Source organism: Bacillus cereus group sp. BceL291 (assembly GCF_051776705.1).
In the GTDB taxonomy this organism is placed as follows: domain Bacteria; phylum Bacillota; class Bacilli; order Bacillales; family Bacillaceae_G; genus Bacillus_A; species Bacillus_A cereus.
On record NZ_JBPWAP010000008.1, the window covers coordinates 89,662 to 112,087 of the forward strand.

Here is a 22,426-nt window from a genome sequence, read left to right on the forward strand (position 1 = left end):
ATGTTGGATGATTCAAGTTGATTTTCTATATCGTTTCAAATTCTTTCTCCTACTCATAAACTTTTACTTACAGATTAATTGTATTTCGTATCATTTTCATGCAATGAATGTAATTTAATATTTGGTACTTTATCTTTTTCAATACCTCTATTATAAGAAACAGGAACTTGAAATTCGAATTGCTTTGTCTCATGTTTTTGTAAATAGACTGGTTTCGGTACTGGATAGCTTTTTGAATTCTCGTTTGCATTATCGTATAAAACAACTTTTAATGCTTGTGAATGATTACGATAATTTTTTAAAGTAACAATGCACTTCGGTTGGATATTCTCTCCATTTTTCTCCATTCTACACTGGCTATCTTCTTTTTTATATTCTATTGCTTCTACCCCTGTTTTTCCTGCGTAGTACCATGTTTTATTCAATGTCTGGAGGATTGTATTTAAAATAAACGGCATCATTACAATCAAAATACTAATGCCTACTACTTTTATCTTATTCGTTTTTCTAAATGTACTAGACTCCTTTTTTCCTAGCCATTTTAAAAATAATATAAATGCAATTACATGTAGTATGAAAGAAACAATCAATATATTTGAGACTTTATAATCCATATAAACATACGTATGTATCGGAACCTTATAGACATTGAATAGTTTTTCCCCAATTAATTCATTATCATTTGGAATTTTTAATAATAACAAAACCCCTATACTGTAACAAATAGCTACTAATCGATCATACTCAATACGAATCATTCTTTCTCCCCTTCACTTTGTATTTTATTATCGATTTTAGCTATTATTACCATACTATACAATCTTTTTATAGAGGATAACGTAAAAAAGTTCCTTATAAATATATAAAGAACCTTATTAATATACACTATGAATTAAAAAATCAATATACAATTTTCACATAGAGATTTCTTCAAAATATGTTGGATCATGTATTGTAATTTTTTTATCTAAAATTGTAACAATGCTATCATTTTTTAATTGTTTTAATACGCTGCTAACTGTCTCTCGAGATGTTCCAGATATTTTGGATATTTCAATTGTTGTAAGTGGACATGAAATTACAATCTTTTCCCCACTCTGTTCTCCTAAATCCTGCATTAAATAATTTAACGTTTGGATAACACGATCTTGTGCATTAGGAATTGTAATATTTTGCACTCGATTTTCATTCAATTTTAATATAGATGATAATTGCTGAACAACGTACATCAATTGCGTTCTGCTGGACTTGACCATATCTTCAAAGATTACCGTTGGAATATAATATACCTCCACATCCGTCATTGCTTCTGCTGTATAGTTATATCCTCTGTCTGTAAACATACCACCATAAGGAAAAATAGAATATCGCTTCACATAGTCATCGTATAATAAGTTCCCATTTTGATTAACCCGCTCTAACTTTACAAAACCATCTAACATGAAGTAAATTCTTTCTCTTGAATCCCCTTCTAAAAATAAAAATTGACCTTTTTTATAAGTTCGCCAATAAACAAACTCTGTTAAGCCTTTCAATTTTTTTTCTGTTAAATGAGCAAATAATTCGAACTGCTTTAAGTCTTTCACTACGTTCCGTCTATTCATAAAATTCCCTCTCTCTTGCTGTATGTTGGAGCGAAAAAATCAAGAAAGCGTATTCAATTTGAATTTTATCATAATTAACTTACATATTCAGATTTCATCATGAAAACTTTATGAACAATGAGTACAAAAAATATTAATAAATAAAAAGAATGAAGTTACTAACTCCATTCTTTTTTACTACTAAGTAGCGTACATAAGAATTTAAACATACATGCATACATTCTGTTTTGAAATAATAGTACCAGCTTTTTCTTCTAGTGCTTCATATACTTTTTCTAAAGACGTAATAATTGTTTTTCTTTTTGGATTTGTATTAACAAAATTAATAGCAGCTTCAATTTTCGGAAGCATGCTTCCCGCAGCGAATTGTTGTTCTTCAATATATTCTTCTAATTGATTCACTGTGACATGCTCTAATTTTTTTTGATTCGGTTGATTATAATTTACATACACATGATCAACTGCAGTTAAAATAACGAGCGTATCGGCATCTACTAATTCTGCTAATTTCTGTGCAGCGAAATCTTTATCGATAACCGCTTCAGTTCCTTTTAGCCCTTCTTCGGAATCAATTACTGGAATTCCACCTCCGCCAACAGCTATCACTATATTTCCATCTTCGACCAAAGAATTAATCACTTTATGTTCATGAATACTTACAGGCTTCGGTGATGGAACAACACGTCGCCATCCTCTACCAGCATCTTCTTTAAACACTGCTTTTGTTTCATCCATTAATCTTCTGGCCTCTTCTTCTGTATAAAAAGGACCGATTGGTTTAGTTGGATTTTTAAATGCCTCATCTTTTTTATCCACAACAACGCGTGTTATAACCGTTGCTACGTCTTTTTTTATATTCCGTTTTTTCAATGCCTTTTCAATCGCATTTTCCATCCAATATCCAATCATTCCTTGGCTCATTGCCCCACAAGTATCTAATGGCATTGCAGGTGTCTTTTCCGTTTCTGCAGCTTTTTGCTGTAATAAAATATTCCCCACTTGTGGGCCATTTCCATGCGCAATTACTGTATCCACATCATTTTCCATTATTTTCACAAGTTGTTCTGCCGTTTTTTCCAACGCTTCTTGCTGCGCTCCCGCAGTAGCTTCTCCAGACTGTATCGCATTTCCCCCTAGTGCAACTACAATTTTTCTTCGTGCCATATTCCAGCCCTCCAGTTGATTTCGCTTTCACAGCGCTTTATAAAGTAATACTGCCTGTAATTAATCCATAAATCGCAAAGAATGCTAAAGCACCAATTGCTACGGATGATGCTAATTCCACTCGAGTAAATATTTGCTTCGAACTCTTTTGCTTTTGAACATTGTAAAAAATAAAAATACCTGGCGCATATAAAGTCATTGTTAATAATAAATACTCTAAACCAGCTGCATAAACTAGCCACACGCCATAAATACTGGCTATCAAGCCAATTATTATATTTTTATTTCGATCTGCTTCTTCAGACTTTAAGCTATGCTTCAGTTGATAAAACGCTGAAAAAGCATATGGGATTAAAATAGCTGAAGATGCTAAAGAGAATGCAAAGTTATACGCCTGATCAGAAACGACGAATGTTAACAAGAACATTTGTATTAAACCATTTGTTATCCATAATGAATTTACTGGAGCCTTATTTTTATTTTCTTTTGCAAACCATTTTGGAAATACTCCATCTTTAGCCGCTAAATATGGAATTTCAGAAGCGAGCAAAGTCCAACCTAACCAAGCACCTAATACAGAGATGACCAAACCTAAATTAATAAAAATAGCACCCCATTTTCCAACAACACTTTCAAATAAATAAGCCATAGCCGGATTTTTCAAACCTGCAATATCTGCTTGCTGCATAAGTCCAAGAGACAATAATGTGATTAAAATATAAATGATGAGTGTACCAATTAAGCCAATAACGGTTGCTTTCCCTACATCACTTCTATTTTTTGCTCGACTGGATAAAACAACAGCCCCTTCTACCCCAATAAATACCCATAAAGTTACAAGCATTGTACTTTTAACTTGGCTGCCAACTGCTCCCCATGAAAAAGAACCAGTTTGCCCCCAAAATCCATCTAAGAACGTATCAATATGAAACGCGAAGATTCCTATGACAATAAATACAAATACAGGTACTAATTTTGCGATTGTAGTTACTAAATTCACAAGTGCTGCTGATTGAACTCCACGTAAAATTAACATGTGAACACACCATAATAGTACGCTTGCACCAATAATGGACGCTACATTTTGACCGCCTTCAAAGATTGGGAAGAAATATCCTAATGAAGAAAACAATAATGTACCGTAAGCTACATTCCCAAGCCAAGCAGATAGCCAGTATCCCCACGCACTATTAAATCCCATGAAATTACCAAATCCTGCTTTTGCATAGCTAAAAATACCACCATCTAAATCTGGCCGTTTTACAGTTAGATTTTGAAAAGATAATCCAAGTGCAATCATCCCAATTCCTGTTATAACCCAGCCAATAATAATGGCTCCAGCACCAGCACCTTTTGCCATATCACTCGCTAAATTAAAGGCTCCACCGCCAATCATAGACCCAACTACAAGAGCCGTTAGTGTAAACAACCCTAATTTCTTATCTTCACCCATTCCACTCACCTCTCTTAAATTGCAATAACAATACAAAAGCAATAGTGAATGATAGTGTCTAAAGGAGGAGAAAGAAGAAAGGAAGACTCCCTTTCTTCTTTACTCCATATTTCCTAAAGTAGCTGCCATAACCGCTTTAATTGTATGCATTCTATTTTCAGCTTGATCAAATACTTTTGAATGTTTACTGCGGAATACTTCGTCAGTTACCTCCATTTCTTTCAACCCATATTTCTCATAAACTTCTTCGCCATACATCGTTTCAACATCATGAAATGCAGGTAAACAATGTAAGAAAATCACGTTTTCATTCCCTGTTGCTTTAATCATTTTCATATTTACTTGATAAGGTTTCAATAACTCGACACGTTCAGCAAATTTTTCTTCTTCCCCCATAGACACCCATACATCTGTATAAATTACATCTGCATTCGCAACAGCTTCTTCCACATTACTTGTTATCATTACCTGTTCATTATATTTTTTTGCTAAATCAATTACTTCTTGTGCAGGCCATAAAGATTCCGGTGTACAAATACGTACATCCATTCCAACGATTGCTCCACCAACTAGTAAGCTATTAGCAACATTATTTCGTCCATCGCCAACGTAAACGAGCTTCACATTTTTCAATTTCCCTATATGTTCTCTAATTGTTAATAAATCTGCTAGTGTTTGTGTTGGATGCCACATATCTGTTAATCCATTCCAAACCGGCACACCAGAATTTTGTGCTAAAGATTCTACGGTTTCATGATTAAATCCACGAAACTCAATTCCGTCAAACATACGCCCTAACACTTTTGCTGTATCCTCTACAGATTCTTTTTTCCCAAGTTGAATATCACCTTTCCCTAAATATTCAGGATTTGCTCCTAAATCTGTACATGCTACTGTAAATGCACAACGTGTACGAGTAGAAGTTTTTTCAAATAAGAGCGCTACATTTTTACCTTCTAAATAATGATGCGGAATACCATTTTTCTTTTTCTCTTTTAATTCTGCTGCCAAATCTAGAAAATATAATAATTCTTCTTGTGTAAAATCTTTTTCTGCTAGAAAGCTTCTTCCTTTTAAATTTGGTCTAGTCATTAACATAATTCATCCCTACTTTCTCCGTTATTTATACTAAATATCTTTACGAACAATTGGCATACTCATGCAACGTGGACCCCCACGACCACGAGATAATTCCGAACTTAGAACCTCAATCACTTCTATACCGTGTTCCCGTAATAACGTATTAGATACATAGTTGCGATCATATGTAACAACTACACCTGGCGCGATTGCTAATGTGTTCGAGCCATCATTCCATTGTTCACGAGCAGAAGCAATTACATCTCCTCCTCCACATGGAATAAGAACTAATTCACTTAAGCCTAATACCTCTTTTAATGCTTCCATTAAAGAAGTACGATGTGTAATTTTAAGAGTTTCCTCATCTGATCCTTTTTCTAAAATATAAATATTCATATTCCCTTTTGGCCCTTGAATGGCTGGGTGAATTGTAAACTTGTCATAATCAACCATTGTAAATACTGTATCTAAATGCATAAATGCTCGACATTTTGGAATTTCTATTGCTAACACTTTCTTAATTTTATTTTGTCGGCTAAAGAGATTTTTAGCTAAACGTTCAATTGCTTTAGCTGAAGTACGAGCAGATACTCCAATCGCAATTGTTTCTTCATTTAAAATTAGCTCGTCGCCACCTTCAATTGGAAATTTATAATCACGATCTAACCAGATTGGTACATTATGTTTTGCAAATCTTGGATGATATTTAATGATGTACTCCATGAATAATGATTCACGTCTACGCGCTGGTTCTCTCATCTTATTTATCGTTAAGCCATCGCCCACGCTAGCTGCTGGATCACGAGTAAAATATAAATTAGGCATTGGATCTAAGTAAAACGGATAGTGATCTTCCATTAATTCATATAAATGTGTCTTCTTACTTGTTTCAATTTCGTTTTTCCGTACACCGCCCATAATTTTTTGAATTAATTCTTCATTTGAAAAGGAAAGTAAATATTCTTTTAAAGTTTGATGTGCAACATTTACGTCGGCCTGTCCTTCTTTTAAAATACGATCAACAAATTCTTCTCGAAGTTTTTTATCTACTAACGCCTCAGCGGCTAGTTTTTCTAAATAAAGAACTTCAACACCCCGATTGCGTAACGTTTGTGCAAAATAATCATGCTCTTTTTGAATAATTGGTAAGTATGGAATATCGTCAAATAATAATTGCTGCAAATAATCTGGCGTCAAGTTTTCCACTTCTTTACCCGGTCGTTTTAATAAAACCGTTTGTAATTCCCCAATTTCTGAAGTAACATGTATCGGATGTTTCATTTGTTGTACCTCCTTTTAAATATGTTTGATGTCTTACAAGTACATAATAAATGCTCTGTACTTTCATCTTTGTGAAAGTATCCACATTATCATTGTGAAATATTAAACAAGTTATTTTTTTAAAATCATACGAATATGTATTTTTATAACAAACTATCTCGCTTTCTCAATAAAAAATACATATATTACGCATATATGTTGAATATTTAACTTCCGTATTTAAACAAAAATCCTGTTTTTAATTTTATTAAAAACAGGATTTTTGCATCTAAATAATTAAATTTAATCTTTCTTCTATAATCTCCCTATCTGATTTCGACTGTGAAATTATAAGGCATGTATCATTTCCACATATACATCCTATTTTTTCTTTCCAATCTAACTCATCAAATAAAACACCAATAACATGTGCATTACCAGGTAATGTTTTAATAACCATTAATTGATCTACACAATCAATTTTCACAACCACTTCTCGTAATTTTTTCTTTAACTTTATATCAGTTTGTACATGCTCTTCTGAGAAAACTTTATATATCATTAATCCTTCTTGAGAAGGTACCTTCGTTAAGTTTAACTCACGAATATCGCGAGAAACCGTAGCTTGTGTTACTAATACATCTTTTTTTGCTAACAATTCTACTAATCTTTCTTGCTTATCTATTTCATACTCCTTTACAAATTGTTTAATTAACCGTTGTCTTTTTTCTTTTTTCATAAAAGACACCCCTTTTAATATTATAGCTCGCTATAATTTTCATCCGAAAGGGACAGAAAAGAATGTTGCGGAAACGTTCATAGTTTAACTGTAAATATTAAATCAAGCTAAATAAAAAAGAGAAGAACAGCATTCTGTTCTTCCTTTTACATTGAAAATCGTTCAATTGTTTGTTTCAAATCAGTTGCTTGCTTCTCTAAATCCTTTAATAATTGATCGATTACTATCATATTTTTAGACTGTTGTAGCGTCACACGCGCCACTTCTTGCGAACCAGCTGACGTTTCTTCAGCAATTGCTGCTACAGCTTTTGTTTGTGCTCCTGTTTGATGAATGTGGCTCACTTGTTCATTCATATAACTACTAATTTGCTGAGTTGCATCGGCTACTTCCATAACACTTGATGACATTTCTTTTAAAATTAATTCCGTAGCTTCCCCACGTTTCGCCTCTTCTTTAGCTATTTTCACTTGTTCTGTCATTTTCATTGCAACTTGTTGTACTTCATCTTGCATATTCCGTAATAACTGCGATATGTTTCTTGCAGAATGATCACTTTCATCTGCAAGTTTCCGTACTTCTTCCGCAACAACCGCAAAGCCTCTTCCATGCTCTCCTGCGCGAGCTGCCTCAATAGAAGCATTTAGTGCTAATAAATTCGTTTGGCTAGCAATCGCACTCACAACAGACACAATATGTTCTACTTGTTTCATTCGTTCTTCTAACTTCTGTACATTTTGCATTGAATCTTCATTTTCTTTTGCCAATGTTTGAATACCTTGAATTAAAGACGTAAAGACACGAGTACTATGCCCTAAAGCTTCAACCATTTCTGAAGACAATGTATCAGACTGCTTCGCTTTTTCTTCTACTTCACTTGCAATAGAAGTCGTTGTATCAACAGCAGAAACAATTGCTTGAATTGATGCCGCTGATTGCTCAGCACCTGAAGAAATCTCTGCAAGTGTCTCAGATACACCTTGCGCTTGTCTCGTTGCTTCGCCTGTTTGTTTTCTAATCTGCTGTACTTGATTATTTGTATACGAAAATGTTGTATCAATATTTTTTACCATGCCCCTTAAGTTTCCTAACATCATATTAAATGCAACACTTAAAGATTTAATTTCATCATCTGTCTTCGGTAATGGAACATCTTCACGAATATCACCCTCAGCTGCTTTTCTTGCCGCCTCTTCTAACTTGCGAAGCGGTTTAATTAAAAATACGGCTGCTCCATATGCTAAAATTCCAGACCATACTACCCCTAATAACATAACGATAATATTATATACAGTTTGACTTACATAACTTTGAAAATAATCGTATATCACGTAAATAAAAAAGATACTTGTTGAATATGTAATGAAAGCTAAAACTGTAGTGAATAGCATAAGTTGTGTACGTAATCCAAAAGAAAATGTTTTCCTTTCTTTTTCCATCTTCCTTTTCCCCCTTTTTATAAGCAATATAAATACTACCTATATATTATTATCCATATTTTCATTATAGAAGGATATAGAGATTTTAAAAATATTATTTCTTTGAATATCAAATTGCACGAAAAAAATAAAGGATTCTGACAATTTATGACTAATAACAGAAATAAGGGGCAACATTTGTAAAATATATTTTTAACTGGGGGTTTTGTATGATTCAAGTTCGAAATCTAGTAAAATCATTCGGTTCACTTGATGTGTTAAAAGGAATTGATTTAGAAGTAAAAGAAAAAGAAGTTGTTGTTTTAATTGGTGCCAGTGGTTCTGGTAAAAGTACATTACTTCGCTGTCTTAACTTTTTAGAAATGTACGATGAAGGCGAAATTCACTTACAAGGTGAGCGAATTGATCCAAAGCATTCAAATTTAAATAAAGTCCGTGAAAATGTCGGTATGGTTTTTCAACACTTTAACCTCTTTCCTCATATGACCTCACTAGAAAACATCATAGAAGCACCTATTCACGTAAAAAAATTAGAGAAAGCAAATGCAAAGGATATTGGAACTCAACTTCTCCAAAAAGTCGGCCTTCAAGATAAAGCGGATGTAACTCCTCATCTTCTTTCAGGTGGTCAAAAACAGCGCATTGCCATTGCACGAGCTCTTGCAATGAGCCCTAAGATTATGCTATTTGATGAGCCTACCTCAGCTTTAGACCCTGAACTTGTTGGAGAAGTATTGCAAGTTATGAAAGAACTTGCTGAAGAAGGGATGACAATGGTTATTGTTACTCATGAAATGAATTTTGCAAGAGATGTAGCTGATCGCGTCATCTTTATGGATGATGGAAAGATTGTAGAAGATGCTCCGCCAGCACAATTCTTTTCAGCTCCATCACATGAACGGGCAAAACAATTTTTACGCAACGTTTTATAATGTAACTTTTGTTTCGAACGAAAAACAATACATTCATACGGTGCACAACTAATCATCCAAATAAAATATTTCAATAACATACTAAAAAACCATCCGTATGATCAATATATAGGAGGGGTTTTATGAAAAGAAAACTATTAACCATTGTTGCGAGCATTACACTATGTACATCTTTCATACTAGGAGCTTGTAGCAAAGAAAGCTCTACTACTTCAACAAATGGTGAAAAAGAATTTCGCTATGCGATGAGTGGATTATACAAACCTTTTAACTATAAAGAAAATGACGGCAAACTTGTCGGTTTTGATGTAGAAATCGGTGAAGCTCTTGCTAAAAAGATGAACATGAAGGCTACGCCAGTTACAAACCCATGGGAAACGCTGATTCAAGGTCTTCAAGCGAAGAAATATGATGTAATACTGGGTAGTATGGCAATTACAGAGGAGCGCTTAAAAGCTGTTAGTTTCTCAAATCCGTACTATCGCTCTGGCGCCCAAATTTTTGTAGCTAAAAAGAATAACGCTATCTCTTCTCCAGAAGATTTAAAAGGTAAGAAAATTGGTGTTGTAAAAGCTAGTACCTTTAAAAATCTTGTTGCAAAATATACAGATCAAATCACAGAATATGACAGCGATATTACTGCTCTTATGGATTTAGAGCCTGGGCGTGTTGATGCAGTAATTACGGATCAAATGGTTGGTCTACGTATGATAAAAGAAGGAAAATCGAATATAAAAGAAGCCGGAAAACCATTAAATCTTGATGAAATGGGAATTGCTATTCGCAAAGATGATAAAGAAATGGTTGAGAAAGTAAATAAAGCGTTAGATGAAATCATTAAAGATGGTACGTATGAAAAAATCAGTAAAAAATGGTTCGGGCGTAATATTCTCGGTGAAGAGGAAAAAACGAAGTAAGTTAGCCATTCAAAAGATTCATAAACAGTGCCCCACTGATTAAATGTTCATTTTATGTGGGGCATTTCATTCTCTACTAAAATCTATACAATATGAGGTGAAACACATGTTTGAAATTTTTATCTCTACCTATCCCACACTCTTAAAGGCTACTATTGTCACATTACAATTAACATTAACCTCCCTAGTACTCGGTTCATTAATTGGATTATTATTTGCTTTCTTTCGGATCTCGAATAACAAAGTTTTAAATAGCATTGCTCATATCTATATTGCTATTATTCGTGGTACACCTTTAATCGTTCAAATCGCAATTCTCTATTTTGGCATTACATCTGTCATTGTTTTCTCCCCTTTTTGGGCAGGAGCAATCGCTTTAGCAATTCATAACGGTGCATATATTACGGAAATTTTCCGAGGATCCATTCAATCCGTCGACCGGGGACAATTGGAAGCCGCTCGCTCCTTAGGTATGCCTTACCCTTTAGCTATGCGCCGGATTATATTACCACAAGCATTTCGTCTGTCTCTTCCTCCTCTAGGAAACCAATTTATTATCGGATTAAAAGACTCTTCACTTGTCGCTTACGTAGGACTGTCCGAGTTATGGGGATCAGGTTTATCAATTGCAGCAGGTAACTTCCAACAATTAGATACTTACATAATCGTTGGTGTATACTATCTCGTACTTGTTCTTCTATTTACTTATTTTGTTAATCTCTTAGAAAAACGACTACAACGAAAAGAAACTAACTCCGTCCAATTCCATAAAAAGAACAAAAAGGAAGTTTCTTTATAAGAAAAAGCAAGCCTGAGATGGCTTGCTTTTTCATTGCAAAAATATATTAATTTTTACTGATTTACTTTTTTAATACTCTTTTCTTCCTCTATATGTTCCTCACGATATGAAATATTATGAGGATCTAGTCCATTTCCTAAAGAACCATAGAAATGCTCTCTATGCGGATCCACTAATTCACTTCCTTGATAATACACACGTGGTGTATTCCATAGCGCTGCCAAAGCTTTTGTCATCGGCATCTCATGATAGCGTTCCGGCCACATTTCTTTAATCTTCTCTTTTACTAACGGATAGTATTTAGAACTCATAGCAGGAAACAGATGATGTTCTGTATGATATGAGAAATTGAAATGTAAAACGTCTACCCAGCGCGGCACTGTTACTGACAAACAGTTTGCTAACGGATCATTTACTGGAACAATTGGATTTAAGCGGTGATTTGTTGCGATATATGCCATTACAATAAAGTTAGCAATTAACAACGGAATGACATATGCAAATAACCATTTTCCAGGCCCCATAATAAACAATAAACTAATCCAAACTGTCCAAGGCAAAAGAAGTTGAAGCCATACAGATTTTTGATTGGATGACTTGAACTCTTTTATAAAATGAAAGAACATTCGAGTCGAATGCAATGTAAATTGAATTGTTAGTGACAGAAAACTAAAGAATGAACGTACATGTAAAGGCATACGATATACCCAACTCAAAAACTTACTCTTCTTAAGTTTCTCAAGTGTCGGCCATGCATCCGGATCATTCTCTTCATGCTGTGTATGAACATGATGCGTTGCATTATGCCACTTTCTCCAAAGCTTTGGCCCTGTTGATAATGGCATAAATGCAATCGCGCCTAAGAAGTCACGAAGCCATGCCTTTCTTACAACAGTTCCATGTAAAATTTCATGCCCTAAAAATCCAAGTGAAGCAAAACATAATCCAAGAACAATCGCAATTCCTAGATTCGCCCACACATTCAATTCAAATACACCAATCGATATTAACCCCGCCAATGCCACAAGCAAATAAGCCAGTCCACCAAATAAACGAGTAGGCACTGGTTTAAATGCTTTTTTCGGCAAATGTGGTGATACACGTGCTGCATACCACCCAAACGTATGAAGCTCCTTCATCCTTTTGCTCCTTTCTTATGCCGCGCCTTGCGCAACTTACATATATCAATTCTTGCTTCCAGATTGATTTTACTAGATGATCCAAAAAGCATCTATTATAAGGAAAATATACTCACTCTATCGTCACTTATTTTTCGCTTTTATTATCAATGAAAAACATTTCTCTTTTTACTCTCTATCAACCTTTCCACATGATGAATCATAACAATAGAATTTCTATATTGTCAACACCTTTTATGACCTAGTAATAAAAGGTGGTTATATTTTTATAATCATACTTTATTTCACTAAAGAAAATGTATAGATTCCATAAGGATTTACCCACTATATATAGACATTTTCTTAAACGCCATAGACTCTATCTCATTCAATAACTCCCTATGTAATCAACAAACAGAATCACTTGAATTTAGTTTTATATAAATCCTACCACTTCATAATGCCCCATCTAATTAATTATATTAAAATAATTTATAACCTCTTTTAATAAAAATAGACTACTTCTAAAACAACACACATGAATTTCATATATTATGGAAATATTAAAAGGAAAATTGTTCTAAAATCAGGAGGTTTCCGCAATGACAAGTGATACATTTCCACAACTGCCGCTATCTTATTGGATTGAATCTACTCAGTTTCCTACTTTCCCTCGTTTATCCGAAAATATAAAGACGAAAGTTGCTATTATCGGTGCTGGTATTACAGGTATTACTACTGCCTATTTACTTGCAAAAGAAGGCATCGATGTTGTTTTAATTGATTCTGGTCGTATTTTAAACGGAACGACTGGGCATACAACAGCGAAAGTAACAGCACAACATGATCTTATTTATGATGAATTAATAAACCATTTCGGTGTAGAAAAGGCCGGGCTTTACTATGAATCAAATAATCAGGCTCTACAATTCATAAATGAAACTGTTCAAACATATAAAATCGACTGTAATTTCTCAAATGAAGATTCATATTTATATACAACTACCGATAACGGATTAAGAAATTTATCGAAAGAATATGAAGCTTATCAAAAATTAAATATACCTTGTGACTATGTTCAATCTCTATCGATTCCTATTCCAGTACAATCTGCGCTTATAATGAAAAATCAAGCACAATTCCATCCCCTTCTTTATTTAAAAACACTTTTAGAAAAGTTTGTGGAGATGGGCGGAAAGCTCTACGAACAAACAACAGCTATGGATGTGGAAAAGGGAGATCATCCACAAATAATTACAAAAGAGGGCCATCATATCACTTGTGAATATGTCGTCTCTTGTTCACATTTTCCTTTTTATGATGCAAATAGCTTTTTCTTTACGCGAATGTACGCAGAACGCTCCTACGCTCTTGCAATAAAAGCAAAAACGGATTATCCAGGTGGCATGTATTTAAGTATTGATGATCCAAAGCGCTCCTTACGCTATATAACAAACAATGGAGAAAAATTAATTTTGATTGGCGGAGAGAGTCATAAAACAGGACAAGGAATAAATACGATGCTTCATTATGAAGCACTTTATTCTTTTGCTGAAGCAACTTTTGGAATAGACGAAGTTCCTTATAGATGGTCAGCACAAGATTTAATCACTCTAGATAAGCTTCCTTATATCGGACATATTAACGAAAGAAATCCAAATATATTTGTTGCAACTGGATATCGCAAATGGGGCATGACAACTGGAACTGCTGCCGCTCACCTACTGAAGGACTCCATCCTAAAAGTCCACAGTCCCTATAAAGAACTGTATGCACCATCACGCTTCCATGCAAATCCAGATATAAAAACGTTCCTCTCCCAGAACATTGATGTTGCGAAACATTTAATTGAAGGAAAGATTGAAACCGCATTACGTAAGCCAGAAGATCTCGAAGTTGGTGAAGGATCTGTCGTACATGTTAACGGTAAACGAGCAGGTGCTTATAAGGACAAAGAAGGAAAATTACATATCGTCGATACAACTTGTACACATCTCGGCTGTGAAGTTGAATGGAATAATGGTGATTGTACTTGGGATTGTCCTTGCCATGGTTCTCGTTTTTCAATTGAGGGAGACGTTCTTGAAGGCCCAGCAGATCAACCGTTAAAACGCGTTGATAATGAGTAAACAAATAAAGAAGTTCAACAGAATTACGGTTGAACTTCTTTATTTGTTATAAAACCTGTTCAGATAAATTTCGACACAGGAAGGAAAATATTAACATTAAATAAAATAATATATTCATCTACAAATTAAAAGGGGTGAATATTATGCAACCTTTAGCTCCACCTCATCTAGAATCTACAGAAACTATCTTTTCAAGCTCTATTACAAAACTTGTTGTTTTTATTTGTTGGCTAGCCATTTTAGCTGATGGATATGATTTAGGTATTTACGGTGCCGTTCTACCAAAGCTCCTAGAAGACAAAAGCTGGGCGCTATCACCAGCGCACGCTGGTACAATTGCAAGCTATGCTTTATTTGGGATGTTTATTGGGGCTATTCTAGTTGGAACGATTACAGATCTAATTGGGCGTAAATGGACGCTTATATGCTGTTTAGCACTTTTTTCTATCACAATGGGTTTAGCGGCTATCGCTTCTTCTCCTGAGTTATTTGGATTATCTCGATTTATAGGAGGAATCGGATTAGGCGGTGTTATCCCAACGGCTTCAGCACTTACTGTTGAATATTCACCAAAAAAAAGGCAATCTTTTATTTATGCTCTTATGTTTACTGGCTATCCTTTAGGTATCGTATTAGGTGCTATTTTGTCTATGTTTATGTTAGAAGATTTCGGATGGAGAATTATGTTTGGTATCGGAATGATTCCACTACTCCTCATTCCTTTCATTATTCGCTATTTACCTGAGTCCATTCAATTTTTATTATCACGTAATCGCCAAGAAGAAGTGAACCAAATTCTTAATCGTTTTCAAATTGAATTTCATGTAAAAAATAAAACTCATCAAGCTCCATCTACTATACGAAAGAAAAATGGATTTTTTACTTTATTCTCAAAAGAATACATAAAAGCAACGCTACTTTTTTGGATCACTTATATAATGGGAATGTTTTTAATATACGGTTTAAATACTTGGTTACCACAGATGATGCGCCAGGCGGGATATCCTCTTGGATCTAGTCTGTCTTTTCTACTTATGCTAAATATTACCGCAGCTGTTGGTGCGTTATTCGCTGGAGCAATTGCTGATCGTATAGGCGCAAAAATTGTTATTAGCATCTCTTATCTTATGGCAGCCATATGTATCGGACTATTAACAATCAAGCCATCTGTTACAATCATTTATCTTTTAATTGGCCTTGCTGGTATTGGATCTGTCGGTATTACTCAAATATTAAATGCATATGTAACACAATACTTCCCATCACATATCCGAGCTACCTCCTTAGGCTGGGGACTGGGACTTGGCCGAGTTGGTGCAATTGCTGGCCCTATTCTCGTCGGTATTATTATGACAATACAATATGACTTAGCATGGAATTTTTACTTATTCTCCTTTGCAGGTCTTATCGCAGCTATATCTGTTTTCTTCATTCCTACAAAATAAAAAGAGCACAAACTTACTTGTGCTCTTTTTCATATGCTTCAAACAGCATGTCTCGAAATAGTGTATTTAAAATTTCAATATCGATCCCTGATCCCTTTTCAATTCCTTTTACATATTGCCCATAGTAATGAATTTGTTCTTCTAAAAATTGATTTAGCACCTTAATTTTCAATCCAACATCTAATTCAGTACCTGCTTTTTTCTTTATTAACAACTTTTCAATCTCATCTAATACACTACGTTCTAATGGTAATTCTGTAATCAATCGATCAAATTCTACAGGTGGTAAAGTTGCTTTCTCTTCTAGCCACTTACAAGCTAAAATAGGACGTAATACATAAAAGTACTTTTTCAGCTTTACATTCTCACCTTGCAAAAATTCACGATAATTTTTCGACGCCATATGTAAATAATGATATATCGTTGCTTTTGGATCAAAATTCTTCTCACTCATCTGTTGAAGTAGTTCTGGAAAATTAGAGTTTTTCGAATAAAAAATTGGTGATCGAATCCACTCAAGTAAAGCTGGGTTCGACTTCGCGAATAGTTGCAACGCCTTTTTAATATCCCAACCACTTATATCTAAATCATCACTAATTGGATATTCAATTACATCTCGTTTGTCATGAATTGATAAATACCATTCTACCGGATGTATATAAACAAACCTAACATCATAATCGCTATCTTTCGATGGAAACCCCCAAGCACGACTCCCTGATTCCACCGCAAACAAAATTTTCACATCATTCTCTTTTTCAATTCTTTCTAACTCCAACTCAATTTTCTCTCTCATTTCATAACATCTCCATTTTTTGATTATTTCCTTGGAAATTCGACAATACACTATTAATTTTACTACATACTAAAAAAACCGTCAGAAATTACTGACAGCCTAATAAAACTTCTATTGTTGCTTTTCAATTACAGTAGCAGCAATTCGTTCAAACTCTTTTTGAATCTCCTCTTTATATGCATCTACTATTGAAAAATCCATAGCAGCAATATAAATTCGTTCTAATTTATCACGAACCGATTTTGCTTTCGCTAAGAAAGACATTGCCTCATTCATTTTTGCTTTATACTGAATGGAAACATCACGAATTTCCTTCGCATATTTCTCATCAGTCCCTGGCGTAACAATAAGGGCATACATATCAATAATTTCATCACCCTCACGACTTGGAAAATATTCATGCGGTGCGGTGCTATCAAAAATTGCAAAGCCTAATTCTCTTACGATAACCATATCAAGACTATTCGGGTCAAATCCGCAATGATATACTTCAACTTCAAACCCTTTTTCTTCAGCTGCCTTAGCTAACTTTTTAAGCATCGTTGATTTTCCAGAACCTGGGCGCCCTTTTATAAAATAACGATGTGGTAACCCTTCTGTTAAATTAGGAACAAAATCAACTGCTCCTTTCGGTGTAGCAGCTCCTAAAAAACGATGTTTTACAAGCGATTTTCTCCCGCTTTTATCTGCAAATAATTTCTGGATTAGCTGATCGGTTAGTTCATTTGCTTTATTAAAATCTATATTATCAATATATATCTTCTCCCACTCATCATGTATAAGCAATGCCTCTTTAAAACGTGCGTAAGCAGACTGAAAAGCTTTACTTGCTTCTGAAACAAATCTTTCAATTTCTAACTTCTGCTTCCTTAATTTATCTGAGTCCCAAGCAATTCCTAAATTTATATACTCTTCAACAACTCCTGGCATTTTGGGCTCAATTACATGTGGTGATGTCCCATCAACAATTCCTACTTTTAATTTTGGGATAATTACACCATCAACCGATTTATTGTCAGAAGAACAATGTAAAAATTCAATATCATATCCTTTTTCAACCCATTCACGACCGATGGCCTTTATTAAAGAAGATTTCCCCGTTCCTGGACCACCCTTTAAGATAAATAATCTGTCTAACCCTTTTAAATTCTCTTCATATAAATTATGAAATCCCCTAGCTGTATTACCACCAGCATAATAATTCAATACATTTCCTGTCACTGCACTCACTCCTTCGCAGCATTGTATTTACATAAGCTACAATATGCGCGTAGCTTTATTTGGGTGAATACCTATTTTGTATTGCACGCAAAAAGGAAATGAATTACAATTTAACTATCGGAAAATTCCGATTTCAAAATTAAATACTTCTTTATCAAGAGAGGCAGAGGGACCGGCCCTTTGAAGCCCAGCAACCTCAGTTTATACGAACTGAATAGGTGCTAATTCCTGCAAAATGCATTGCATTTTGGAAGATAAAACTCAACTAGCATGTAAAGCTCACCTTTCTTGATATTGAAGGGTGAGCTTTTTATTATTTGAAAAACATATATTGGAGGTATGTAAAATGAAAGTAATTGATTTATCGCAAACATTTGAAAATAATATGTCTCAATTTCCTGGAACACCTAAAATACAACTAGAAGCTGTTACAAGTGTTGAAGAATCAGGCTATCAAGTTACAGATTTTCATTCTGTCGTTCATGTTGGCACGCATTGTGATGCTCCTGCGCATTTTATTTCAGGCGCAACGACCATCGATCAATTACCCCTAAATCAATTTGTAGGCGAAGCGGTTCTTATTGATGTAACTCATGTACAAGAACGAAAACTACCTAAAGAAGTACTGGACGATGCCGATATAAAAGAAGGAGATATTGTTATTTTCCATTCCAATCTATCTACTAAATGGAATACAGAGGCGTATGAGAAAGAAGCTTTTTATCTTTCTGAAGAATTAGCCGAGGAACTAGTACAATTAAAAGTAAAATCTGTCGGTTTAGATTTTATTTCTCCTGATGAGGTAACGACAGAAACATCACCAATTCATCACATACTACTTGGGAATAATATTTATTTAATCGAAAACTTAACAAACTTAGATGCCATTCACACGAAACGTTTCTTCTTCTCAGCAGCACCTTTAAAAATTAAAGATAGCGACGGTGCTTTTGCAAGAGCATTTGCTGTAATTTTTTAAACAAACTATACAAAAAAGCAAAGATCATCATTGACCTTTGCTTCTATTTTTTTTATTTAAATTAAGAAAGAATTGCTCAACATGAGGACGTAACCAAGCTAAATAATCCTTCTCTTTCTTCTTTGTACAAGCTATTTCTTCCCCATCTACCATTTCAACAAGTTCTAGTTCTAACAGTTGCTTCGTGAATGCTAACATATTCACTTCTTCGGATGGATACTCTTCTTTTAATTTCTCCTCAATTTCCCCCAATAAAAAACCGTCACGCATCATTGCCAATGCATCAATCCAAAGTGGCGGCATTTCATATTTTTCTCCTGTAATTGTGTCTTTTACAGTATAATTCTTTTGCTCTTTTCGAAATTGAATCGTGTGTAAACATACAGTCGAATTTAATGTTAATTCCATCATACCACCTCTTTCATAATATCTGCATAGAAAAAAGGATGCGCGTGCACCCCTTCTTATCTTTTCATAACACTACTGAACCGTTACATGAGCAATCAATCTCATGTCGATATTTTCCTCCATTATAAACGAAGTATTTTATAAAAAAAACCCTTCTTGAAACATTTTATAAAATGTTTATATTTACACAACAAGAACACTTTTCTGAAAAATCTTTTCTCAAATACATTAAACGGTCGGCAGAAAAATTTCTACTTTCGTTCCTACTCCTAGACTACTTTGGATCGTGATACTCCCTTGATGTTCCTTAATAATTTTATATGTAATCATTAATCCAAGTCCTGTACCATTCTCCTTTGTTGTGTAAAACGCCTTGCCGATTTTTTCTAACTTCTCATTCTCTATACCACATCCTTGGTCTTCAACAGAAATACACAAATGTCCTTGCGTTTTTTGATATGCACAGATATGAATTTCTCCACCCTCTGGCATTGATTCTATTCCATTTTTAATGATATTTAATAACACTTGTTTTAATTGCTTATCATCACCGTTTATAGCCGGTAAATTTCCATCTACTTGTAAATTACATTTAACTCTATATTGCGTTGCATAACTTTCCATTAGATGCACAACATATAGAAGGGTGTCTCGTATATTACACCTTTCATAATTTGTTGGCTTTGGTTTCCCTAACAACATCAATTCACTAACAAATCCATTAACCCTTTCAATTTCTTGTAGCATAATGTCGTAGCTCATCGTATCAGTTGGATTTCTTTCTTTTTGCATTTGCGTAAACCCTTTTAACGCTGTTAGTGGATTTCGAATTTCATGGGCAATTGTTGTAGACATAGTCCCAATCACAGCTAAATTTTCCGTCTCTTTCATATTGTTCATCATTTCAACCACTGTTCTTACATAAGATTGAAATCGTTTTAATAAAGAATGTGAAATAATGAAATAAAATACACATAAAACAAGTGGAATTATCACTTTTAAATCTTGTAATAGCAATGTGAAAAATACGTACTTTCCAATTACACTAAAGGAAACTAAATAAAAGTATTTTCTATTCACGAAAACTGGGGCAAATAAAATTAACAACATTTCTACCATACTACCATGTTCAAAAGGTCTATCCGTTCGCAAATAAATCATTAAATTATTAACAAGATTGATAAACATGTATCCAAATAAAAATAAATATTTTACAGAATATACATACCCTCTTTTTTGAAGATATATAGAAATAGGAAATAATGCTATTACAAATATAGGCACACCTATCCCAAGACTACCTTCTGGCCACCCTACCGCTGTTCCACTAATATTCATAGCAGGATATACAAAATAATATATAGCGTCATATAAAAAGAATATAATATAAAATAATAATATAAATACCTTTAAGGCTCTTCTTTCTTCATAAATCAAGCTCTTGTATTTGTTCATATAAAAACTCCCCTTGATCGATACAAAAAACTTTCATTGTTATCTCCTTAAAGTATAAGTATGAAATTGCTTTCAGGGCAATATTTAACCTTATAATACTAAAAGGAAGGAGATCTCTCCTTCCTTTTAGTAACAACTTATATCCACCTTACCCTATCATGTAACAATCCATCAGTAAAATTATTATGCCCTATTACAAAATCCTTCATATATAAATTTAAATACTCACCGTACTTACTTTCTGTATTTAATAACAACTCCTCGACGTAATAAGCACCTTGTTCAAATTGATCTAAAAGTAAACTAGACAAGCCCGCATAAATTCCGCACCCTACCTGAAAATACGTTGCATTCGTTTTATATTTACGAAAAACTTGGCTACTATTCATTACATTATACATATATGTCTCACTATTTTCATAAACGAGTAACACACCGACCAAGTCCTCTCCAGCAACCTCTTCTTCCGCTGGATTAAACACTTTACGATTCCAGTTCCATAAATCTTCTACTTGATCTAAGTTCTGTCTAATTATATTTGTTGTATACTCATTAATTCGGTAAAGAAAACCAACTTCCATATTGAAGTTTTTCCCTAAAATTAATACTTCCTCATGTGGCATTAAACAACCATAGAATTCTTTTTCTCCTAACTTCACTTTATACTCTGAAGCATATACATCTTCATAAAAGTAAAGAGGCCGATGATGACTCATATACATCGGATAACTCCAGATTGCTTCATCTAAAAATCGCTCTACTGCCCATGAAGCATAAAGTGTATGTGGCTTTATAAGTGCTGTATCATGCAAAAACGACGTGTCATGTTCTACAATATAACATGCTCTTGGCCTTTCATTTGGTCGTTCCTTCATAAGCTCAACAACCATCCATTGAACAACACCTGGATTCATACCTGAACCTATAATCGCTTTTGTATTTGTAAATTTCTCTTTCTCCTTCTCAAACCTTGTATATCTTTCCGTAAGCTGAAAGCCGATTAAGCTGTCGTCCTGATCTACTGCTTCATTTTCCAAGGCTGAATTAATATAACAAATTCCTAGTTCATTACAACAGCTTAATACTCTAATTGTATCTGCCCCTGAAACATCAATCACAACACTCGTTCTTTTTTCTTTTAAATGTTTTTTAAATTCCACTACATTTTGAAGGTTTATTTCATATAAATATAATTGATCTTTCAAATTCGAAAACAACTCATCGTAATAATTCCTATCTTTTTGTTTTATATCCACCAAATGAAATTTAGCATTCTTTAATACTTTATAAATTGGATCTTTTTCATTTGCTATCGCTTGATTTAAAATTGCTAAAACTGCTTTTGCTGCTCCACCAGCACTACCAAGCAATGTAATTGATAACGAATTCGGAAACTGCTCCACAAACAAAACCCCTTTAATAAATTAGTTGAGCAGCTCCTCCTCAAAAAATAAATTGAATACATAAAAAGATAGCTCGTACACAATT

The 22,426-nt window shown here is 34.1% G+C and carries 19 protein-coding genes, 2 pseudogenes and 1 riboswitch; of the genes and pseudogenes, 6 read left to right on the forward strand and 15 right to left on the reverse strand.

Annotation, left to right across the window (positions count from 1 at the left end; genetic code table 11):
- Positions 1 to 74 precede the first annotated feature (74 nt).
- From ACS2CR_RS08575 to ACS2CR_RS08615, 9 genes and pseudogenes are all read right to left on the reverse strand, one after another.
- Complete coding sequence (locus ACS2CR_RS08575; RefSeq protein ID WP_000619194.1) at positions 75 to 758, reverse strand: hypothetical protein; 684 nt, start codon at positions 756 to 758, stop codon at positions 75 to 77.
- Positions 759 to 914: 156 nt separating this feature from the next.
- Positions 915 to 1,604, reverse strand: a complete 690-nt coding sequence (locus tag ACS2CR_RS08580) for a Crp/Fnr family transcriptional regulator (protein WP_001081905.1) — start codon at positions 1,602 to 1,604, stop codon at positions 915 to 917.
- Positions 1,605 to 1,805: 201 nt separating this feature from the next.
- Positions 1,806 to 2,768 (reverse strand): carbamate kinase, encoded by a 963-nt coding sequence (arcC, locus tag ACS2CR_RS08585; protein WP_153602563.1) that lies wholly within the window; start codon positions 2,766 to 2,768, stop codon positions 1,806 to 1,808.
- 37 nt (positions 2,769 to 2,805) lie between these two features.
- Positions 2,806 to 4,221 (reverse strand): arginine-ornithine antiporter, encoded by a 1,416-nt coding sequence (gene arcD, locus ACS2CR_RS08590; protein WP_000503399.1) that lies wholly within the window; start codon positions 4,219 to 4,221, stop codon positions 2,806 to 2,808.
- Positions 4,222 to 4,320: 99 nt separating this feature from the next.
- Positions 4,321 to 5,319 carry an ornithine carbamoyltransferase gene (gene argF / locus ACS2CR_RS08595; RefSeq protein WP_000930289.1) on the reverse strand — a complete coding sequence of 333 codons (999 nt, stop codon included), beginning with the start codon at positions 5,317 to 5,319 and terminating at the stop codon, positions 4,321 to 4,323.
- Positions 5,320 to 5,349: 30 nt separating this feature from the next.
- Entirely contained in the window at positions 5,350 to 6,582 is a 1,233-nt protein-coding gene (gene arcA, locus ACS2CR_RS08600; protein WP_000682331.1) for an arginine deiminase, read from the reverse strand.
- A gap of 268 nt (positions 6,583 to 6,850) precedes the next feature.
- Complete coding sequence (gene argR / locus ACS2CR_RS08605; RefSeq protein ID WP_000711827.1) at positions 6,851 to 7,300, reverse strand: arginine repressor; 450 nt, start codon at positions 7,298 to 7,300, stop codon at positions 6,851 to 6,853.
- Between the two features lie 146 nt (positions 7,301 to 7,446).
- Positions 7,447 to 8,019, reverse strand: a pseudogene (locus tag ACS2CR_RS08610) (methyl-accepting chemotaxis protein); the annotation flags it as partial.
- A gap of 369 nt (positions 8,020 to 8,388) precedes the next feature.
- Positions 8,389 to 8,739: pseudogene (locus ACS2CR_RS08615) on the reverse strand (HAMP domain-containing protein); the annotation flags it as partial.
- Positions 8,740 to 8,948: 209 nt separating this feature from the next.
- Between ACS2CR_RS08615 and ACS2CR_RS08620 the strand changes: the two are divergent.
- The 3 genes from ACS2CR_RS08620 to ACS2CR_RS08630 all read left to right on the forward strand — a co-directional run bounded on the left by ACS2CR_RS08620 (position 8,949) and on the right by ACS2CR_RS08630 (position 11,387).
- Positions 8,949 to 9,671 carry an amino acid ABC transporter ATP-binding protein gene (locus ACS2CR_RS08620; RefSeq protein ID WP_000616925.1) on the forward strand — a complete coding sequence of 241 codons (723 nt, stop codon included), beginning with the start codon at positions 8,949 to 8,951 and terminating at the stop codon, positions 9,669 to 9,671.
- A 122-nt stretch (positions 9,672 to 9,793) separates the two neighbouring features.
- Positions 9,794 to 10,588, forward strand: a complete 795-nt coding sequence (locus ACS2CR_RS08625; RefSeq protein ID WP_000823768.1) for an ABC transporter substrate-binding protein — start codon at positions 9,794 to 9,796, stop codon at positions 10,586 to 10,588.
- Positions 10,589 to 10,631: 43 nt separating this feature from the next.
- A complete protein-coding gene (locus tag ACS2CR_RS08630) occupies positions 10,632 to 11,387 on the forward strand; it encodes an amino acid ABC transporter permease (protein ID WP_003283038.1) in 756 nt (251 codons plus the stop codon).
- A gap of 53 nt (positions 11,388 to 11,440) precedes the next feature.
- Here the strand turns inward: ACS2CR_RS08630 and ACS2CR_RS08635 are convergent, their stop codons facing one another.
- Positions 11,441 to 12,526: a fatty acid desaturase family protein gene (locus tag ACS2CR_RS08635; RefSeq protein ID WP_000661226.1), complete on the reverse strand. Its 1,086-nt coding sequence runs from the start codon at positions 12,524 to 12,526 to the stop codon at positions 11,441 to 11,443.
- A gap of 581 nt (positions 12,527 to 13,107) precedes the next feature.
- Here ACS2CR_RS08635 and ACS2CR_RS08640 point away from each other — a divergent pair.
- Both ACS2CR_RS08640 and ACS2CR_RS08645 read left to right on the forward strand, forming a co-directional pair.
- On the forward strand, positions 13,108 to 14,634 hold the full coding sequence (locus tag ACS2CR_RS08640) for an FAD-dependent oxidoreductase (protein ID WP_000199977.1): 1,527 nt from the start codon (positions 13,108 to 13,110) through the stop codon (positions 14,632 to 14,634).
- 143 nt (positions 14,635 to 14,777) lie between these two features.
- Positions 14,778 to 16,079, forward strand: a complete 1,302-nt coding sequence (locus ACS2CR_RS08645; RefSeq protein WP_001182683.1) for an MFS transporter — start codon at positions 14,778 to 14,780, stop codon at positions 16,077 to 16,079.
- Between the two features lie 13 nt (positions 16,080 to 16,092).
- On the opposite strand, the gene ACS2CR_RS08650 is transcribed toward ACS2CR_RS08645, so the two are convergent.
- Positions 16,093 to 16,875 (reverse strand): nucleotidyltransferase domain-containing protein, encoded by a 783-nt coding sequence (locus ACS2CR_RS08650; RefSeq protein WP_001208232.1) that lies wholly within the window; start codon positions 16,873 to 16,875, stop codon positions 16,093 to 16,095.
- Between the two features lie 111 nt (positions 16,876 to 16,986).
- Entirely contained in the window at positions 16,987 to 18,096 is a 1,110-nt protein-coding gene (locus ACS2CR_RS08655) for a PRK06851 family protein (protein WP_000147471.1), read from the reverse strand.
- A 148-nt stretch (positions 18,097 to 18,244) separates the two neighbouring features.
- Positions 18,245 to 18,357: riboswitch (SAM riboswitch) on the forward strand.
- Between the two features lie 85 nt (positions 18,358 to 18,442).
- Here ACS2CR_RS08655 and ACS2CR_RS08660 point away from each other — a divergent pair.
- Entirely contained in the window at positions 18,443 to 19,075 is a 633-nt protein-coding gene (locus ACS2CR_RS08660) for a cyclase family protein (RefSeq protein ID WP_000862985.1), read from the forward strand.
- A gap of 27 nt (positions 19,076 to 19,102) precedes the next feature.
- On the opposite strand, the gene ACS2CR_RS08665 is transcribed toward ACS2CR_RS08660, so the two are convergent.
- The 3 genes from ACS2CR_RS08665 to ACS2CR_RS08675 all read right to left on the reverse strand — a co-directional run bounded on the left by ACS2CR_RS08665 (position 19,103) and on the right by ACS2CR_RS08675 (position 22,341).
- Positions 19,103 to 19,483, reverse strand: a complete 381-nt coding sequence (locus ACS2CR_RS08665; RefSeq protein WP_000424119.1) for a hypothetical protein — start codon at positions 19,481 to 19,483, stop codon at positions 19,103 to 19,105.
- A 228-nt stretch (positions 19,484 to 19,711) separates the two neighbouring features.
- Complete coding sequence (locus ACS2CR_RS08670) at positions 19,712 to 20,938, reverse strand: ATP-binding protein (protein WP_001046105.1); 1,227 nt, start codon at positions 20,936 to 20,938, stop codon at positions 19,712 to 19,714.
- 137 nt (positions 20,939 to 21,075) lie between these two features.
- Positions 21,076 to 22,341, reverse strand: coding sequence for an S-adenosylmethionine decarboxylase related protein (locus tag ACS2CR_RS08675; protein ID WP_053513310.1), 1,266 nt, complete (start codon positions 22,339 to 22,341; stop codon positions 21,076 to 21,078).
- Positions 22,342 to 22,426: the final 85 nt, after the last annotated feature.

What these genes read in the sequence shown, in the direction of transcription:
- argR (WP_000711827.1), bottom strand. Translation starts at nt 7,300, where the DNA reads ATGAAAAAAGAAAAAAGACAACGGTTAATTAAACAATTTGTAAAGGAG.
- arcD (WP_000503399.1), bottom strand. Translation starts at nt 4,221, where the DNA reads ATGGGTGAAGATAAGAAATTAGGGTTGTTTACACTAACGGCTCTTGTA.
- ACS2CR_RS08670 (WP_001046105.1), bottom strand. Translation starts at nt 20,938, where the DNA reads ATGAACAAATACAAGAGCTTGATTTATGAAGAAAGAAGAGCCTTAAAG.
- ACS2CR_RS08575 (WP_000619194.1), bottom strand. Translation starts at nt 758, where the DNA reads ATGATTCGTATTGAGTATGATCGATTAGTAGCTATTTGTTACAGTATA.
- arcA (WP_000682331.1), bottom strand. Translation starts at nt 6,582, where the DNA reads ATGAAACATCCGATACATGTTACTTCAGAAATTGGGGAATTACAAACG.
- ACS2CR_RS08635 (WP_000661226.1), bottom strand. Translation starts at nt 12,526, where the DNA reads ATGAAGGAGCTTCATACGTTTGGGTGGTATGCAGCACGTGTATCACCA.
- arcC (WP_153602563.1), bottom strand. Translation starts at nt 2,768, where the DNA reads ATGGCACGAAGAAAAATTGTAGTTGCACTAGGGGGAAATGCGATACAG.
- ACS2CR_RS08665 (WP_000424119.1), bottom strand. Translation starts at nt 19,483, where the DNA reads ATGGAATTAACATTAAATTCGACTGTATGTTTACACACGATTCAATTT.
- ACS2CR_RS08630 (WP_003283038.1), top strand. Translation starts at nt 10,632, where the DNA reads ATGTTCATTTTATGTGGGGCATTTCATTCTCTACTAAAATCTATACAA.
- ACS2CR_RS08650 (WP_001208232.1), bottom strand. Translation starts at nt 16,875, where the DNA reads ATGAGAGAGAAAATTGAGTTGGAGTTAGAAAGAATTGAAAAAGAGAAT.
- ACS2CR_RS08625 (WP_000823768.1), top strand. Translation starts at nt 9,794, where the DNA reads ATGAAAAGAAAACTATTAACCATTGTTGCGAGCATTACACTATGTACA.
- ACS2CR_RS08580 (WP_001081905.1), bottom strand. Translation starts at nt 1,604, where the DNA reads ATGAATAGACGGAACGTAGTGAAAGACTTAAAGCAGTTCGAATTATTT.
- ACS2CR_RS08660 (WP_000862985.1), top strand. Translation starts at nt 18,443, where the DNA reads ATGAAAGTAATTGATTTATCGCAAACATTTGAAAATAATATGTCTCAA.
- ACS2CR_RS08645 (WP_001182683.1), top strand. Translation starts at nt 14,778, where the DNA reads ATGCAACCTTTAGCTCCACCTCATCTAGAATCTACAGAAACTATCTTT.
- argF (WP_000930289.1), bottom strand. Translation starts at nt 5,319, where the DNA reads ATGTTAATGACTAGACCAAATTTAAAAGGAAGAAGCTTTCTAGCAGAA.
- ACS2CR_RS08640 (WP_000199977.1), top strand. Translation starts at nt 13,108, where the DNA reads ATGACAAGTGATACATTTCCACAACTGCCGCTATCTTATTGGATTGAA.
- ACS2CR_RS08620 (WP_000616925.1), top strand. Translation starts at nt 8,949, where the DNA reads ATGATTCAAGTTCGAAATCTAGTAAAATCATTCGGTTCACTTGATGTG.